Genomic DNA, 16,885 nt, shown 5'->3' on the forward strand with positions numbered 1-16,885 from the left:
TATATAAAATGCACTGTAATTGGGCTTGATTTGATGGCGTGTTAAGGGTAACCTAGCACCCATCATGAATAATCGCTCTGAAAACAGCACTTTAGTAGGCTTCGACGAACATAGTCGCGCTGAAAGTTGGGATAGTAATGATCGACTTGAATCTGAGTCATCAGCAGCCAATATCTATGCTGAGGGCGGTTTATCTCGTTTACAAACCTATGCAGCAAATCAAGTTTCGGGGAAAAAAGTGACAGCTTCTTGGCGTGCCGCTTTGGCCGTTCGCGATGCCGGACCGCCGGCAATGTTGCGCAGTGTGCGCCCTAATATCGTGCAATCAATCCGCGCTTTCCGTACGCCAGACCTCCAAGAGGCAGCAACTGAGCTTGGGCAGCATTTCATTTACGCAAATTGCGCTAATGCAATGACCAAAGGTGAGGTGTTAGAGGCGATTGCGATTGCTTACACGTTTACTAAGCAACAAGCCAAAAATTTTGATCCACTATTGGATGCCTTAACTACAACTGTTGATAAGTCTGGCCCGCAGCCAGGATTTGTTGTGGTACTGGAAGGTTTGCCCTGTACTCAGAAGTTTGACAAGGAAGCACGCGAAACTTTATTAGATGTCTTCCGCGATGCAGTAGATTTCTGGTCAGAGCGTCGTACGCCTTATCGCGTGTTCTACTCTTTTGCCTAAGTAAATTTGGTAGTAACACTGCACAAATCGCCTCTATTTGAGGCGATTTTGCATTTCTGGGTCCCAAATACTGTGTACAGCTGTGATTGCAACAATTCCAGCGGTCTCAGTTCGCAATACTCGATCACCTAAAGAGACGATCTGATATCCAGCAGCCTGAGCTTGAGCCTCTTCTTCTGGAGAGTGACCACCTTCCGGCCCAATCATCAAAATAACATCCTGCGGTGGACTTTCAATTAATACGGAATACAGGCTTTTGTCGGTATCTGGGCTTAAAAGTAGCTTAAGTTTGGCTTTTTGTGGCTTTTGTAGATAACTTTCAAAACTTTGCACGGGCTCTACAGAAGCTAAAACTGTACGATCACACTGCTCACAGGCCGCCTGAACAATGCCCGCCCAGTGGAGGAGACGCTTTTGAGCCCTCTCCGCATCACTAGAGCGAGTTAATTTGATTACTGAGCGCTCACATTGCAGGGGCACAATAGTCTGGGCACCAGTTTCAATGGCTTTTTCAACGATCCAGTCCATCTTATCGCCCCCAGCCAGGCCTTGTGCCAAGGTGATGGCGTAAGGGCTCTCACGATGGGTGTCTAGGCGAATATCACTCAAATCGGCTTCCCCAGACTTATTGCTGAGAGACAACAGTTTTGCCTGGGCAACTTGGCCCTTGCCATCAAAGATGGGGAAGAATTCGCCGATCTGAATACGGCGCACTCGTAAGTGGTGAGCGAGTTCAGGGGGGAGGGGGTTTGGCTTTTCGGTTTCCCATGGGCCGGGAAGATAAAATTGAGGCATTACTGAAATATAGCGAATTTATTCTCCGAGACCAATATTACGATGTCAAATCTTCAAATTCGTATGGCTAATGCCATTCGTGCCTTATCAATGGACGCAGTTCAACAAGCCAATTCAGGGCATCCTGGGATGCCGATGGGCATGGCCGATATTGCAGTGGGATTGTGGAATGAACACTTGCAACATAACCCCACTGATCCGCATTGGATGAATCGCGATCGTTTTGTTTTGTCAAACGGTCATGGCTCAATGTTGTTGTATTCACTGTTGCATTTGACTGGCTACGATTTACCTATCGGTGAGTTGAAAAATTTCCGTCAATTGCATAGCAAAACACCGGGACATCCTGAATATGGAATTACCGCAGGCGTTGAAACCACTACCGGTCCATTGGGTCAAGGAATTTCAAATGCAGTGGGGATGGCGCTTGCTGAAAAATTATTAGCGCAAGAATTTAATCGCCCAGGTCACAATATTGTCGATCATTACACCTATGTATTTTTAGGTGATGGTTGTTTGATGGAGGGTATCAGTCATGAAGTATGTTCATTGGCTGGCACGCTCAAGCTCAATAAATTGATTGCACTGTGGGATGACAACGGCATTTCCATTGATGGCAAAGTCGTTTCTTGGTTTAATGAAGATACGGCAAAGCGTTTTGAAGCCTATGGTTGGAATGTAATTCGTGATGTCGACGGTCATGATGCTGAAGCTGTATCCAGTGCAATTGCTAAAGCCAAGAAGAGTGACAAGCCAACCTTAATCTGTTGCAAGACTGCGATTGGTCAAGGCTCTCCCAATATGGCTGGCAGCGATAAGGTTCATGGTTCCCCATTAGGTGCTGCAGAGATTGCTGCAACCCGTGTTGCTCTGAATTGGCCATATGCCCCATTTGAAATCCCGAAAGATATTTATGAGGCTTGGGATTTTAAGAAACGTGGGCAAGCTGCTGAGCATGCGTGGAATAAGCAATTTCAAGCTTATAAAAATAAATATCCGGAGTTAGCCTCTGAATTACAGCGTCGTATGCAGGGCGATTTATCTAAAGAATTTTCATCTACGCTCAATGCTTATCTCAAGACATGTCAATCCAAGGCTGAAACTGTAGCTACTCGCAAGGCAAGTCAAAATGCTATCGAAGCTTTGGCGCCTGCCTTACCGGAGTTTATGGGTGGTTCTGCTGACTTGACTGGTTCCAACTTAACCAATTGGTCAGCATGTAAGCCAGTACGAGCGGATCAGTGGGGTAACCACATTAATTATGGTGTTCGCGAGTTTGGTATGAGCGCCATCATGAACGGTATTGCTTTACATGGTGGTTACATTCCTTTCGGCGGTACCTTCTTAACCTTCTCGGATTACAGTCGCAATGCCTTGCGCATGGCTGCACTGATGAAGCTGCGCAGTATTTTTGTCTTCACACATGACTCGATTGGTTTGGGTGAGGATGGTCCCACACACCAATCTGTTGAGCATGTCGCGTCCTTGCGTCTGATTCCGAATTTAATGGTTTGGCGTCCATGTGACACCACTGAAAGTGCGGTTGCGTGGGGTGCTGCGATTGAGCGTAAGCATGGCCCAAGTGCCTTGATCTTTAGTCGTCAGAATTGCCCATTTGTTTCACGTGATGCCCAGCAGATCAAAGATATTGCGCGCGGTGCTTATGTGCTGCGTGATTCCAAGAAAGCAAAAATTGATGCAGTGATTATTGCTACTGGTTCAGAAATTGCGTTGGCATTGCAAACAGCCGAGCGTTTGGAGTCTGAAGGTATGGGTATTCGCGTAGTGTCGATGCCTTCTACAACTGTATTTGATCAACAAGATGCTGCGTATAAAGCAAAAGTATTACCCGCTAACATTCCGCGAATTGCGGTTGAGGCTGGCGTAAGTGATTTTTGGTGGAAATATGGTTGTGCAGCTGTGCATGGCGTAGATACTTTTGGTGAGTCTGCACCGGCTCCGCAGTTGTACGAGTACTTTGGTTTAACAGTTGACGAAATTGCAAAGACTGTTAAGCAATGCATCTCGAATAATTAATTCGGGATCAATTCAATTATTGGTAAGGGGAATCACATGACAATTCGTGTCGCAATAAATGGTTATGGCCGTATTGGCCGCATGGTCTTACGCGCACTATATGAAGATCAGGTCAATGGCAAGCCAAGACGCGATATCAAGATCGTGGCAATTAACGCCATGGGGGATATCGATATCAATGCACATCTCACTCAGTATGATTCTGCACATGGTCGCTTTCCGGCAGAAGTGAAAGTCGATGGTGATTGCATGGTTGTGAATGGCGATCGCATCAAAATGTTCTCCACTCGTAACCCATTAGAAACTCCATGGGGTGAGTTGGGGGTCGATTTGGTATTGGAGTGCTCGGGCAAATTCACTTCTAAAGAAAAAGCCATGGTGCATATTTCTCAAGGTGCAAAGAAAGTATTGATTTCTGCTCCAGGTGAAAAAGATGTGGATGCCACAATTGTTTACGGCGTTAATCAACAAGTACTTAAGCCCAGCGATATCGTAGTTTCGAATGCGAGCTGCACGACTAACTGTTTAGCGCCGTTGGTAAAGCCCTTGTTAGAGCAGATTGGTATCGAATCGGGTTTGATGACCACCATTCATGCATTTACCAATGATCAGGTGTTAACAGATGTTTATCACAAGGATATGCGCCGTGCGCGTTCTGCGGTGAGCAGTATGATCCCTACGAAGACTGGGGCTGCGAAGGCAGTTGGTTTGGTATTGCCAGCTTTGGCAGGACGCTTTGACGGTTTTGCAATGCGGGTGCCGGTCATTAACGTTTCTGTTGTCGATTTAACCTTTGCTGCCAGCCGTGCTACCAGCGTGGATGAAGTGAACTCTATCCTCAAAACAGCGAGCGAAGGTGAATTGAAGGGTATTTTGGGTTTCAATACCTTGCCTTTGGTTTCCATCGACTTTAATCATGACCCTCGCCCAAGTATTTATGATGCCTCTCAGACTCGAGTGTCAGCGGACGGCAAGTTAGTGAAAGTCTTGGCTTGGTATGACAACGAGTGGGGTTATTCAGTGCAGATGCTCAATGCAGCTGAGGCATTGATGGCTGTAAAGTGAAAGAACAATCAGGCTTTAAGCCTAAGAGCGCTTAAAATCTTGTTTTAGTTGTGAAAAAGACCTCAATTGAGGTCTTTTTTCATTAACTTCGCTTATTTTGCTAAATTTCAAGAGATATTTTCTCAAATACCCATCAAGATCGGGTAAAAAAGCTTAGGTTTTTTGTTTATTGCGGCAATTTTTCTTTTGGCAGTGTCCATACATGGCTAAAGAGTGCTCTTGGAGCTTGAAACCCAAGTTTTTAGCAATATCGCGCTGCCTTTTCTCGATTGCCTCATCGACAAATTCCTCGACATGACCGCAGTCGAGGCAAACAAGGTGGTCATGATGCTGGCCTTCATTGAGCTCATAAATGGCCCGTCCGTCCCCTTTACTGGATTCAAAGTGACTACGTAACAAGAGCCCTGCTTGCTCAAACTGGGTGAGTACTCGATAAACAGTGGCTAAACCAATTTCTTTGTCCTCTTTAGCAAGGGCCATGAAGACGTCTTCGGCGCTAAAGTGGGTGCCTCCATTTTGATGAAAAAAATCCAAAATTTTCATCCGGGGACCAGTAGCCTTAAGGCCAATATCGCGTAAATCTGCAGGAGTGGGGTTTTGGTTCATATTCATGGCTTTGGGAGCTAAAATCAATGTCTTAATGATACGGCCTGCCATGCAAAATTGCCTTCAACTATTTAATCGCCTTATCCCTGCCACCTCAAGGGTTTTTGACCATTTTCGTTCGGGTTTATGGATCGTCATTTTGGCTAGCTTTATTGCATCTACCGGTTGCACTAGTGCAGTAGATGAGAAACAGCGTGCTTGGATGAATACGGTTTTCAAACCCTATGTCCCCGATGTTGTTCAGGGTAACTTTATTTCTAGTGAGCAATATGCCAAATTGCAACTGGGCCAGAGTCGCGAGCAGGTTCGTCAAATATTGGGAACTCCTTTGTTGGCAAGTTACTTCCATGCAAATCGCTGGGACTATATTTTTGAATTTAAGCGTGCTGGCCAACCTATTGCCAAAGAGCGTCGGGTAACCGTATTTTTTGAAGGTGATAAGTTAGTAAAGTTTCAGGGCGATCCTTTGCCAACCGAAGTGGAAATGGTTGCTGAAATTGATGGCTATGCAAAATCCAAACGGTCATTTTGGGATGTGATTACTGGCTCCAATAAGCCGCCAGTCACTCCACCATTACAACAGCCGGAGTTGCTAGTGCCGAGCCCAACTGATAATTTGCCAGCCGGGAAAGCTGTGCCTGCGGCTCCTGCTAGCAGTTCTTTTTGGGACTTTTTTAGTTTCTCAAAAAAATCACCAGAAGCACCGCCAGCGCCTCAACAGTTAGGCCCTGGTGCCCTCAACGTTCCGCAGGCTAGTGAAGTTAAATAAAAATAAAGTTGTGTTGATGTCGAATGATTTTTTTCGACAACCTTGAATAAGAAACGAAGATACAAATGATGAAAATCGCAATTGCTGGTGCAACAGGGCGCATGGGAAAAATGTTGATTGAGGCCGTACTCAATTGCTCGGATGCTGAGTTGGTTGGCGCTCTGGAGCATGAGTCTTGCCCGCTACTGGGAGAAGATGCTGGCGCCTTCTTAGGTAAAAAAACTGGCGTAGTCATTACATCAGATATTGCAAAGGCTTTGACAGGCGCTGAATTTTTAATTGATTTCACTCGCCCAGAAGGCACGATGGCGCATCTTGCAGTAGCGCAAAAGACCGGATGCAAAATGATTATTGGCACAACTGGTCTAAGCAATGCGCAAATTGAGAGTCTTAAAAAGGCTTCTTCCAATTTAGCAATTGTTTTTGCGCCGAATATGAGTGTTGGTGTGAATGCAACATTCAAGTTGTTAGAGATTGCGGCCAAGATGCTAAATGAAGGTTACGACATTGAAATCATCGAAGCGCATCATCGCCATAAAGTAGATGCTCCATCAGGTACTGCGCTCAGAATGGGCGAAGTCATTGCGGATGCGCTTGGCGAGAAGTTGAATGATGTTGCGGTCTATGCCAGAGAGGGTCATACCGGGGAGCGTAAAGCGGGTTCGATTGGTTTTGCAACGATCCGTGGAGGCGATATTGTTGGTGACCACACAGTTTTGTTTGCTGGTGAGGGCGAGCGGATTGAGATTAGTCATAAATCCTCTAGTCGTCAGTCATATGCTCAAGGTTCCTTGCGTGCAGCCCGTTTTCTACAAAATCAGAATTCTGGTCTCTATGACATGCAAGACGTACTTGGTTTGCGCCAATAAATCATTAATTAAAAATAGAAGAAAAGAGTTTCACTGAATGACTAGGGATTACGACCACCGCAGTATTGAGGCGGCAGCAAGAGCTGATTGGGAAAGTGCGCAAGCGTATCGGGTTAGTGAGAACGCAGTAGATGCCTCTGGTCAGCCAAAGCCTAAGTATTACGCGTGCTCAATGTTGCCTTACCCATCCGGGAAGTTACATATGGGCCATGTGCGCAACTACACCATCAATGATGTGATGGCGCGTCAGCTCAGGATGCAAGGTTATAACGTGCTCATGCCAATGGGTTGGGATGCATTTGGTATGCCTGCTGAGAATGCGGCCATTCAGAATAAAGTGCCTCCTGCTCAGTGGACCTACGACAACATTGCTTATATGAAAAAGCAAATGGCGGCCATGGGTCTTGCCATTGATTGGTCACGTGAAGTAGCAACATGTAGTCCAGATTACTATCGTTGGAACCAGTGGCTCTTTTTGAAGATGCTCGAAAAAGGGATTGCTTATCGCAAGACTCAGGTGGTTAACTGGGATCCTATCGATCAAACAGTTTTAGCAAATGAGCAGGTGATTGATGGGCGGGGGTGGCGCTCAGGTGCTTTAGTAGAAAAGCGCGAGATTCCGGGTTATTACTTCAATATCACTGCCTATGCAGAGCAACTCCTCTCAGGTTTGGATGGTTTAGGCTGGCCTGAGCGCGTCAAAACCATGCAGCAAAATTGGATCGGTAAAAGCCGCGGTGTGCGTTTTGCCTTCAAGCATGAAATTGCGGATGCGCAAGGTAATTTTATTCAAGATGGACAGTTGTATGTGTTTACAACCCGTGCCGACACCATCATGGGAGTTACCTTTTGCGCAGTTGCGGCTGAGCATCCATTGGCAAGTCAAGCCGCTCTCAATAATCCAGCGCTAGCAGCATTTATCGAGAAATGTAAAACGGGCAGTGTCATCGAGGCAGACTTGGCCACCCAAGAAAAAGAAGGGATGTTCACTGGTTTATATGTGACACATCCTTTGACAAATGAGCCTGTACCTGTTTGGGTTGGTAATTATGTGCTGATGTCTTATGGTGATGGCGCCGTGATGGGCGTGCCAGCACACGATGAACGCGATTTTGCATTTGCCCTTAAATACGATCTACCGATTAAGCAAGTGATTGCTTTGCACTCACCTTCTGATATGTTTAATACCAGCCATTGGCAAGATTGGTATGCGCAAAAAGAAAATGTTGTTTGTCTTAATAGTGGCAAGTACGACGGTCTATCGCATGAAGAGGCGGTCAATGCAGTTGCTGCTGATTTAGAAAAGTTGGGCATTGGCGAAATTAAGACAACCTATCGTTTGCGTGATTGGGGAATCTCTCGTCAGCGTTACTGGGGCACTCCCATTCCGATTATTCATTGCGGTGATGAGCAAAATCCTGGCTGTGGCGCCGTTCCTGTGCCAGAGGCAGACTTACCCGTGGTATTGCCAGAAGATTGTGTGCCCGATGGCAGTGGTAATCCACTCAATAAGCGCCCAGACTTCTTAAATGTGAAGTGCCCAAAATGTGGCAAACCGGCACGTCGTGAGACGGACACGATGGATACCTTTGTAGATTCTTCATGGTATTTCATGCGCTATACAGGACCAGATGCGAAGACTATGGTCGATGGTCGGAATGAGTATTGGATGCCCATGGATCAGTACATCGGTGGTATCGAGCATGCAATTTTGCATTTACTCTATGCACGCTTTTGGACTAAGGTGATGCGCGATCTTGATCTGATTACATTCAATGAGCCTTTCCAGAACTTGCTTACGCAAGGCATGGTGCTTAACGAAACCTATTACTCTGAAGAAGCGTCTGGTAAAAAAACCTGGCTCAACCCGTTGGATGTTGAGTTAGAGCTCGATGACAAAGGTCGACCACAGGGTGCTAAGCTAAAAGGGGATGCCTCTGGTACGCCTGTCATCATTGGTGGCGTTGAAAAGATGTCGAAGAGTAAAAATAATGGCGTAGATCCGCAGGCCTTAATAGATCAATATGGCGCTGATACCGCTAGGCTCTTTGTTATGTTTGCTGCGCCTCCAGAGCAACAGCTGGAGTGGTCCGGTGCCGGTGTTGATGGCGCTTCGCGTTTCTTGCGCCGTGTATGGATGTATTCAAGCAGTCAGTCTGATGCGATTTGCTCAGCGGATGATGTATTGCCCCAGGATTTGAATGATGCTGAAAAAGAATTACGCCGTGAGGTTCACTCGATTCTCAAGCAGGCTAATTTTGACTATCAACGCCGCCAGTACAACACCGTAGTGTCGGCTGCCATGAAAATGCTCAATACTCTAGAGCCCATTAAGTTGGGCGCCAGTTGCCTCGTTCGTCCAGCGATTCTGCGGGAGTGCCTGAGTATTTTGCTTCGAGTCTTATATCCAGTCGTGCCACACTTAACTCATGCGCTTTGGAAGCAGATGGGTTACGAGAAGTCCTTTGGCCTGTTGTTAGATGCCCCATGGCCTGCTGTGGATGAGACTGCATTAGTGCAAACTGAGCTCACCATCATGTTGCAAATTAATGGCAAGCTGAGGGGTGAGATTCAAGTGCCTGCAGATGCAAGCAAAGAGCAAATCGAAGCTTTAGCATTACAAAGTGAGCCAGCTAAAAGATCGCTCAATGGCGCAATGCCTAAAAAAGTCATTGTTGTGCCAGGCCGCTTAATTAATATCGTTGCTTAATTTATTCCAGATAAGAAACTAAAGACATGAGCGTAAACACTGTTAGGCGTACCGTCCTTAGTTTGCTCTCTTTAGCTCCGTTTAGCGGTTTAGTCGCCTGCGGCTATCGTATGCGTGGCATGGTAGATTTGCCATTTAAAGTAATTGCCATTACAGGTAGTCCTTCACCACCCTTGCGTGCAGATTTGCAAACATCGATTCTGACGGGCACTGATGCCAAGATTGCGATCAACCCAAAAGATGCAGATCTGATCTTGGACATCACGAGCGATTTAAATGGCAGAGAAATTCTGGCCTATAACTCCAACGGGCAAGTCTCTGCTTATCGTCTCAGCATTCGGGTTGGGTTTAGAGCATTTGACAATGCAGGCGCTGATGTCGTCCCTGAAGCAGAAATTTACATGACCCGAGATATGGACTTTTCAGTCTCAACCGTTTTGGCTTCGGATGCTCAAATGCAGCAATTTTTATCTTCGATGCGTAGAGACTTAGCAGTACAGATTTTGCGTCGGGTAGCCGCTTCAGCTAAAGCGCCACAGGCAAAAAGTTTTTAAGTGATGATTGGTAAAGCGCATGGTTAAGAGCGATGCACTACAAGTTCATCTCAAGGGATTAAATTCCGCTGCTGCAATAAAACCACTGTATGTTTTTAGCGGCGATGAGCCGCTGCTCATGATGGAGGCGATTGATCAGCTACGCGCCATTGCTAAAAAAATGGGCTATACCGAGCGTGAAGTTCTTTTACAAGAGCGCGGTTTTGATTGGAGTCAGCTCTTAAATGCGGGTCAAACCATGTCCTTGTTTGGGGATAAGCGCTGGGTCGAGTTACGTATCCCTACGGGTAAGCCTGGGCGTGATGGTGCTGAGGCATTAAAACAGTTCTCCGCTCAAATTGAAGCTCAGTCAGCAGGTCCTGATGGCCCAGATACGATTGTGTGCATCATTTTGCCAAGGCTGGATGGCAAGACAAAAACCTCTGCTTGGTTCACCGCTTTAGATGAGGCGGGTATGGCGATTCAATTAGATTCCTTAGATCGGAGCCAATTACCCCAGTGGATTGCAGGGCGCCTCAAGAAACAGGGCCAAGAAGTGGAATCTGGTCCTACTGGTCAACGCGCTCTGAGTTTTATTGCAGAGCAAGTAGAGGGTAATTTAATTGCGGCTCATCAAGAAATCCAAAAGCTTGGATTACTCTATCCCGCTGGAGTGCTGACTGAGGATCAAATCCGCTCGGCTATTTTGAAAGTAGCGCGGTACAACGTATTCGAATTAACTGAGGCGATGTTGGCTGGTGACTTATCCCGCCTTAATCGGATGCTTGATGGCCTAAAGGGCGAGGGCGAGGCTCTAGTGTTAATTTTATGGAGCGTAACTGAAGAGCTTCGGATACTATCAAAACTGAAAGCAGCAAGCGATGCAGGAGAATCTGTGCAACAGTTAATGCGCGCTAATCGCATTTGGGGCAACAAAGAGCGTCTGTATCCAATGGCACTAAAACGTGTGCAGCCTCTGAAGTTACGCAGAGCCATGCAGGTTGCAGCTGGATTAGATCGTCAGGCTAAGGGTTTGCATGCTACAGATTTGCCAACGGATCCTTGGGATGGTTTGCGTTTGGTAGGTAATTTACTGCGTTAATCAGTGTGATAGCACAACTCATTGTTAGTGGATTAATTCAAGATATAGTGAAGATATGAGCAATTCAACGAATAGTATTAAACAAATGATGCAAGAGATTGGGCGCCGAGCACGGGAGGCTTCCAGAGCGATGGCGCGCGCTTCGAGTGAGCAAAAAAATCAAGCCCTGACCCATATTGCTCAATTGATTCGCCAAAATGCCGGTGAAATCCAAAGAGTAAATCAGCTCGATGTTGCCCGTGCCCAAGCCAATGGCCAAGATGCAGCATTTATTGATCGTCTCACGATGACACCAAAGACGATTGAGTCCATGGCTTTAGGCTTAGAGCAGATTGTTTCTTTGGATGATCCTATTGGCAAAATCAGCCCATTACAAAAACAAGCCTCTGGCATTGAGTTAGCTCAAATGCGCGTTCCTCTTGGTGTGATCGGGATCATTTATGAATCTCGTCCTAATGTCACGATTGATGCGGCAGCACTGTGTCTCAAATCTGGTAATGCAGTGATTTTGCGTGGTGGATCGGAGGCGATTGATTCCAATACGCTTTTGGCGCAGTTGATTCAAGAAGGTTTGGATGCTGCTCATTTGCCAATGGATGCGGTGCAGGTTGTCACCACAACCGATCGTTCTGCTGTTGGTGAAATGATCACGATGACGCAATATATCGATGTGATTGTGCCGCGTGGTGGCAAGAGCTTAATTGCACGTTTGATGGCGGAAGCCCGCGTGCCGATGATTAAGCATCTCGATGGCATTTGTCACACGTATATTGATGCAGATGCGGACATCGCGATGGCAATTAAAGTATGTGATAACGCGAAGACCCAACGCTATGCCCCTTGTAATGCGATGGAGACTTTATTGGTTAATCATTCGATTGCTCCACAAGTCCTACCAGCCTTGTGCAAAATTTATCAAGACAAAGGGGTTGAATTACGGGTTGATCCCATAACCCGCAAGACTCTTGAGGATGCTGGGTTCAAAGACTTAGTAACTGCTACCGAAGAAGATTGGCAAACAGAGTATTTGGCGCCAATCTTGTCGATTAAGACCGTGGCCGATATCGACGAGGCAATGAATCATATTGAGCAATATGGCAGCAAACATACCGATGCCATTATTACGAATAATCAATCGAACGCGAATCGTTTTTTGCGTGAAGTTGATAGTTCTAGTGTGATGGTTAATGCGAGCACCCGATTTGCTGATGGCTTTGAATATGGCTTAGGTGCTGAGATTGGGATTTCGAATGACAAATTACATGCTCGTGGACCGGTAGGCTTGGATGGCCTTACCTCCTTGAAATATATCGTCATGGGTCATGGCGAGGTTCGTACTTAATGCACATGAATCAAAATCAAAAAATGAAGGGTGGTAAATGATGGGTAATGCATATTTGTGGACTAAAACCTTGCACATTGTTTTAATTGCTTCTTGGTTTGCGGGCTTGTTTTATCTTCCACGTATTTTTGTAAATTTAGCGGATGAGAAGCACCCTGAAGCCTATGCACGTCTTTTGGGAATGGCCAATCGCCTCTTCCGTTTTATGACCATCTTGGCAGTGCCTGCTGTGTTGTTGGGTTTGACGCTTTGGTTGCATTTTAAGATTGGTGCAGGCGAGGGATGGATGCACGCTAAATTATTCTTTGTGCTTCTGGTGATCGGTTATCACCATGCCTGCTGGGCTTTGCTGAAGAAATTTCGTAATGGCATTAATACTCGCTCTGGCGTTTGGTTTCGTTGGTTTAACGAAGCTCCGGTTCTATTACTTTTGATAGTGACTGCCTTAGTTGTTATCAAACCCTAATTCCTTTTTAGATTGTTAGTCCCATGAGATTTTTTGTTGTTTGTCCAGGTGGACTAGAGGTGCCTTTAGCACAAGAGTTGGCTGCTATTGCTCAGCGACCTGACTCAAAAGCTTTAGGTACTTGGGTAATCGATCCTACGCCTACAAGTCCTACGGGGGGAGTTGGGCTGGCAGCGCCGATTTCTGCGGCGATGGCTTTAAATTTGCACTCCCGTATTGCAAGTCGAGTGTTATTGCAGATGGCTCAGGCGCCGTATCGTCAAGAAGAGGATTTGTATAAGTTAGCCAGTGGCTTAGCTTGGGAAGATTGGTTTTCATCGAAGCAAACTCTGCGGGTTGATGTCACAGCGCATCGCTCCCCTCTCAAGAGTTTAAATTTTGCTACTCTCAAAATTAAAGATGCGATTGTCGATCGTCTGCGTGATGTGACTGGCGATCGGCCTAGTATCGATACGGCATTTCCGGATGTAAGAGTGCAGGCGCATCTGACTGCTACCCAGATCACTATTTATTTAGATACCTCCGGTGAAGCTCTGTTTAAGCGGGGGTGGCGCGATGAAAAAGGCGATGCACCGCTAAAAGAAAATTTAGCCGCTGGTATTTTGTCGCTTACCGGTTGGAGACCCTCACAGACTTTGTTCGACCCAATGTGCGGTAGTGGCACTTTTCTGATTGAGGCAGCACAAACTGCTTTAGCGATTCCGCCAGGGGCGATTCGTGCTGGGATGTATGGCGATGATGTACAACCTTCACGTCTGGCCTACCGTCCTTTAGTGACCTCTGCGCATGGTTTTGGTTTTCAGAGGCTCAAAACCTTTAACGACGCTGGTGAGCAAAAACGATGGGCTGCTTTAAAAGAAGCTGCTTTAGCCCAAATGCTCGAAAAGCGTCAGCAGTATCCAGATGCTCAATCTTTAGGAATTAGTGGCGGAGATATTAACGAGCGCTTAGTGGCAATGTTTAAAGGCAATTGGCAGCGTGCTCAATTGCCAGATTTACCCGTCACTCGCCAGATTGATGCTTTGGCGAGCAAGCCTCCTCAGAATGCAAAAGATGGTGTCATGCTCTTAAACCCTCCCTACGGTGAGCGATTGGTAATTAAAGGCGGTCGTGGTCGAGATAGGCAGTCTGAAGAAGATGTCTATGATGATGCAGAGGTGACTGAAGATCGCTTTGCGCAGAATGTAGAAACGGGTCGTCAAAGTGCGAAACGATCAAGTAGAGAGTCCCTTAAAAAATTACAAGCCCAAGAGGAGCAAGATCCTCAGTTTGTAGAATTTTTGCGTCAGTTTGGCCAACATCTGAAAGATGCTTTTGGTGGCTGGAGTGTATTTGTCCTTACAGCAGATATGGCTTTGCCGGGACAATTACGTATTAAGGAGTCCAAGCGTACCCCGCTGTTTAATGGCCCTTTGGAATGCAGGCTCTTTAAGTTTGAAATGCATCAAAAAAGAGATAGCCAGCCAGATCTAAAATAATGCCATTACTGTGAATGGTAAAAAAGGAAGATATGGAATTTAAAACGTATATGTGTTTGATTTGTGGCTGGGTCTATGACGAGGCTGCCGGTTTGCCTGAAGAGGGAATTGCACCTGGAACATTGTGGAAAGATGTGCCAATGAATTGGACGTGCCCAGAGTGTGGTGCACGTAAAGAAGATTTTGAAATGATGGCAATTTAATCGACCTGCCTAAAAATATTTAAATTAATACCGAAATTAGGAACAGCATCTTGGGACAAAACGATATCTTATTTGAGCGTGCACAAAAAACGATTCCCGGAGGCGTGAATTCCCCGGTGCGGGCTTTTCGTCAGGTGGGTGGTACGCCACGTTTTGTAACGAAGGCAAGGGGACCTTATTTTTGGGACGCCGATGGACGGCGTTACATCGATTTGATCATGTCATGGGGCCCCATGATTGCTGGGCATGCCAACCCTGAAGTGGTTGAGGCGGTGCAGAAGGCTGCAGAAACCAGTTTTAGTTACGGCGCTCCCACTGAGGGTGAAATTGAGTTAGCTGAACGTATTTGCCAGCTCATGCCGAGTGTTGAGCAGGTACGCATGGTTTCTAGTGGTACTGAGGCCACTATGAGCGCTCTGCGTCTTGCACGAGGTTATACCGGGCGAGATTTGATTATTAAATTTGAAGGTTGTTACCACGGTCACGCAGACAGTTTGTTGGTAAAGGCTGGATCTGGGTTGCTGACATTTGCTGACTCCACTCAAAATGCGCCCTCATCTGGTGGTGTGCCACAGGATTTGGTGAAGCACACTCTAGTGCTGCCGTACAACGATGTTGCAGCACTAGAGGAAGTATTTAAAAAGCAGGGTGATCAGATTGCTGCAGTGATTTTAGAGCCAATAGCCGGCAATATGAATTTGATTCAACCATCTGTAGCATTTTTATCTGCGATGCGTACTTTGACTGCTCAGTATGGCAGCGTGCTGATTTACGATGAAGTGATGACTGGTTTTAGAGTTGCATTAGGTGGCGCTCAATCCTTGCAAGGCATTACTCCGGATTTAACTTGCTTGGGTAAGGTCATGGGCGGCGGGATGCCGATGGCAGCTTTCGGTGGCAAAAAAGAAATTATGTCCAAGCTGGCACCACTTGGTAATGTCTATCAAGCTGGCACCTTATCAGGCAATCCAGTTGCAGTAGCAGCAGGACTTAAAACACTGGAGATTGTTTCTCGCGCTGGATTTTATGAGTGCCTTACAGGGCAGACAGAAAAACTGATGATGGGACTAAAGCTGGCTGCAGATGAAGCAAAAGTTCCTTTTGCAGTAGATAGCGTTGGCGGTATGTTCGGATTCTATTTTGCTGACCAGGTCCCCACCTCATATGAGGCAGTAACCAAAAGTAATATTGAGGCATTCAAGAAATTTTTTCACTTGATGTTAGATCAAGGTGTGTATCTTGCACCATCTGCGTATGAGGCTGGATTTACTTCTATTGCACATGACAATGCTGTAGTGGATGAGATTATTGCTGCTGCAAGATCCGCCTTTAAAAAGCTCTAAATAGTCTGGTTGATTTAAAGATCGAGATGCAGGATTACATTCGGAGTGGATGGTCGTAGCCAGCAACCTGAATAAGCTCTAATTTTTGACTATCCTTGCCAGATTCTGGGATTTCCATAGCGGTGAGTTTTCCGCCCCACACGCATCCCGTATCTAATCCAATCACATTTTTACTGCGTAGTAAGCCTAAAGTAGACCAGTGTCCAAAGTACATGAGCGTGTCAACTGTTTTTCTCTTGGGAGCTTTAAACCACGGTAGATAGCCTTTAGGCCCATTCTCAAAACCTTCTTTACTCTCAAACTCCATGGCTCCACTGGGGGTACAGAAGCGAATGCGGGTCAGCGCGTTGGTGATGACGCGCAGGCGTTCATATCCCTTAAGGGAGTTACTCCATTTATTTGGAGAGTTGCCATACATATTTGCTAAAAAATCTTTATAAGATTTTTTACGCAGCGCTTTTTCCACCTCTTGTGCACACTCAATTGTTTGCTGTAGGTCCCACTGCGGAAGCACCCCTGCATGAACCGTTAATACTTTGCCATTGCTCAGCGCCATGGGCCGGTGACGCAACCAAGAAATTAGTTCTGCGCGATCAGGGGCATCGAGAATAGGCTGAACGGTATCCAAACCTTTGGTTTTGCGTAAACCAGCATCGACAGCCAGTAAATGCAGGTCATGATTACCTAAAATGCATTCAATACGTTGGCTTTCTTGAAGCCTTTTAAGGTAGCGCAATGCACCTAGGGAGTCAGGGCCACGATTGACAAGATCTCCTAAGAAAATGATCTTTGATTTTGCAGGGAGTTTCTTGACGAGCGCCTTCAAGGATGGGGCGCATCCTTGAACATCGCCAACCGCGTAGATCTTGCTCATGTCTTATC

16 protein-coding genes are annotated in these 16,885 nt (G+C 46.3%); 13 read left to right on the forward strand and 3 right to left on the reverse strand.

Annotated features, from left to right (window positions below):
- Window positions 1-64 precede the first annotated feature (64 nt).
- Window positions 65-685 (forward strand): barstar family protein, encoded by a 621-nt coding sequence (locus tag FD974_RS01165; RefSeq protein ID WP_215365049.1) that lies wholly within the window; start codon window positions 65-67, stop codon window positions 683-685.
- Window positions 686-718: 33 nt separating this feature from the next.
- Here the strand turns inward: FD974_RS01165 and FD974_RS01170 are convergent, their stop codons facing one another.
- Window positions 719-1,480: a 16S rRNA (uracil(1498)-N(3))-methyltransferase gene (locus tag FD974_RS01170; RefSeq protein WP_215365051.1), complete on the reverse strand. Its 762-nt coding sequence runs from the start codon at window positions 1,478-1,480 to the stop codon at window positions 719-721.
- A 42-nt stretch (window positions 1,481-1,522) separates the two neighbouring features.
- Between FD974_RS01170 and tkt the strand changes: the two genes are divergently transcribed.
- On the forward strand, window positions 1,523-3,517 hold the full coding sequence (gene tkt / locus FD974_RS01175) for a transketolase (RefSeq protein ID WP_251374623.1): 1,995 nt from the start codon (window positions 1,523-1,525) through the stop codon (window positions 3,515-3,517).
- Window positions 3,518-3,553: 36 nt separating this feature from the next.
- Window positions 3,554-4,582 carry a type I glyceraldehyde-3-phosphate dehydrogenase gene (gene gap, locus FD974_RS01180; RefSeq protein ID WP_215365053.1) on the forward strand — a complete coding sequence of 343 codons (1,029 nt, stop codon included), beginning with the start codon at window positions 3,554-3,556 and terminating at the stop codon, window positions 4,580-4,582.
- 153 nt (window positions 4,583-4,735) lie between these two features.
- Here the strand turns inward: gap and fur are convergent, their stop codons facing one another.
- Complete coding sequence (fur, locus tag FD974_RS01185) at window positions 4,736-5,188, reverse strand: ferric iron uptake transcriptional regulator (RefSeq protein WP_215366511.1); 453 nt, start codon at window positions 5,186-5,188, stop codon at window positions 4,736-4,738.
- A 49-nt stretch (window positions 5,189-5,237) separates the two neighbouring features.
- On the opposite strand from fur, the gene FD974_RS01190 reads away from it, so the two are divergent.
- The 10 genes from FD974_RS01190 to hemL all read left to right on the forward strand — a co-directional run bounded on the left by FD974_RS01190 (window position 5,238) and on the right by hemL (window position 16,003).
- Window positions 5,238-5,957: an outer membrane protein assembly factor BamE gene (locus FD974_RS01190; RefSeq protein ID WP_215365055.1), complete on the forward strand. Its 720-nt coding sequence runs from the start codon at window positions 5,238-5,240 to the stop codon at window positions 5,955-5,957.
- A gap of 68 nt (window positions 5,958-6,025) precedes the next feature.
- Complete coding sequence (gene dapB, locus FD974_RS01195) at window positions 6,026-6,826, forward strand: 4-hydroxy-tetrahydrodipicolinate reductase (protein ID WP_215366514.1); 801 nt, start codon at window positions 6,026-6,028, stop codon at window positions 6,824-6,826.
- A gap of 37 nt (window positions 6,827-6,863) precedes the next feature.
- Window positions 6,864-9,536 carry a leucine--tRNA ligase gene (leuS, locus tag FD974_RS01200; RefSeq protein WP_215365056.1) on the forward strand — a complete coding sequence of 891 codons (2,673 nt, stop codon included), beginning with the start codon at window positions 6,864-6,866 and terminating at the stop codon, window positions 9,534-9,536.
- A 26-nt stretch (window positions 9,537-9,562) separates the two neighbouring features.
- Window positions 9,563-10,090: an LPS assembly lipoprotein LptE gene (gene lptE, locus FD974_RS01205; protein WP_215365058.1), complete on the forward strand. Its 528-nt coding sequence runs from the start codon at window positions 9,563-9,565 to the stop codon at window positions 10,088-10,090.
- 19 nt (window positions 10,091-10,109) lie between these two features.
- On the forward strand, window positions 10,110-11,171 hold the full coding sequence (gene holA / locus FD974_RS01210; RefSeq protein ID WP_215365060.1) for a DNA polymerase III subunit delta: 1,062 nt from the start codon (window positions 10,110-10,112) through the stop codon (window positions 11,169-11,171).
- Window positions 11,172-11,226: 55 nt separating this feature from the next.
- Entirely contained in the window at window positions 11,227-12,513 is a 1,287-nt protein-coding gene (locus tag FD974_RS01215) for a glutamate-5-semialdehyde dehydrogenase (protein ID WP_215365062.1), read from the forward strand.
- A 40-nt stretch (window positions 12,514-12,553) separates the two neighbouring features.
- Complete coding sequence (locus FD974_RS01220; RefSeq protein WP_215366516.1) at window positions 12,554-12,979, forward strand: CopD family protein; 426 nt, start codon at window positions 12,554-12,556, stop codon at window positions 12,977-12,979.
- A gap of 23 nt (window positions 12,980-13,002) precedes the next feature.
- On the forward strand, window positions 13,003-14,457 hold the full coding sequence (locus tag FD974_RS01225; protein WP_215365064.1) for a class I SAM-dependent RNA methyltransferase: 1,455 nt from the start codon (window positions 13,003-13,005) through the stop codon (window positions 14,455-14,457).
- A gap of 32 nt (window positions 14,458-14,489) precedes the next feature.
- On the forward strand, window positions 14,490-14,660 hold the full coding sequence (locus FD974_RS01230) for a rubredoxin (protein ID WP_011902084.1): 171 nt from the start codon (window positions 14,490-14,492) through the stop codon (window positions 14,658-14,660).
- A gap of 50 nt (window positions 14,661-14,710) precedes the next feature.
- The gene (gene hemL, locus FD974_RS01235; RefSeq protein WP_215365066.1) at window positions 14,711-16,003 is read left to right on the forward strand and encodes a glutamate-1-semialdehyde 2,1-aminomutase; all 1,293 of its coding nucleotides are present in this window, start codon (window positions 14,711-14,713) and stop codon (window positions 16,001-16,003) included.
- 34 nt (window positions 16,004-16,037) lie between these two features.
- On the opposite strand, the gene FD974_RS01240 is transcribed toward hemL, so the two are convergent.
- Window positions 16,038-16,877: a symmetrical bis(5'-nucleosyl)-tetraphosphatase gene (locus FD974_RS01240; protein ID WP_215365068.1), complete on the reverse strand. Its 840-nt coding sequence runs from the start codon at window positions 16,875-16,877 to the stop codon at window positions 16,038-16,040.
- Window positions 16,878-16,885 lie beyond the last annotated feature (8 nt).

Source organism: Polynucleobacter sp. es-EL-1 (assembly GCF_018687975.1).
Lineage (GTDB): Bacteria > Pseudomonadota > Gammaproteobacteria > Burkholderiales > Burkholderiaceae > Polynucleobacter.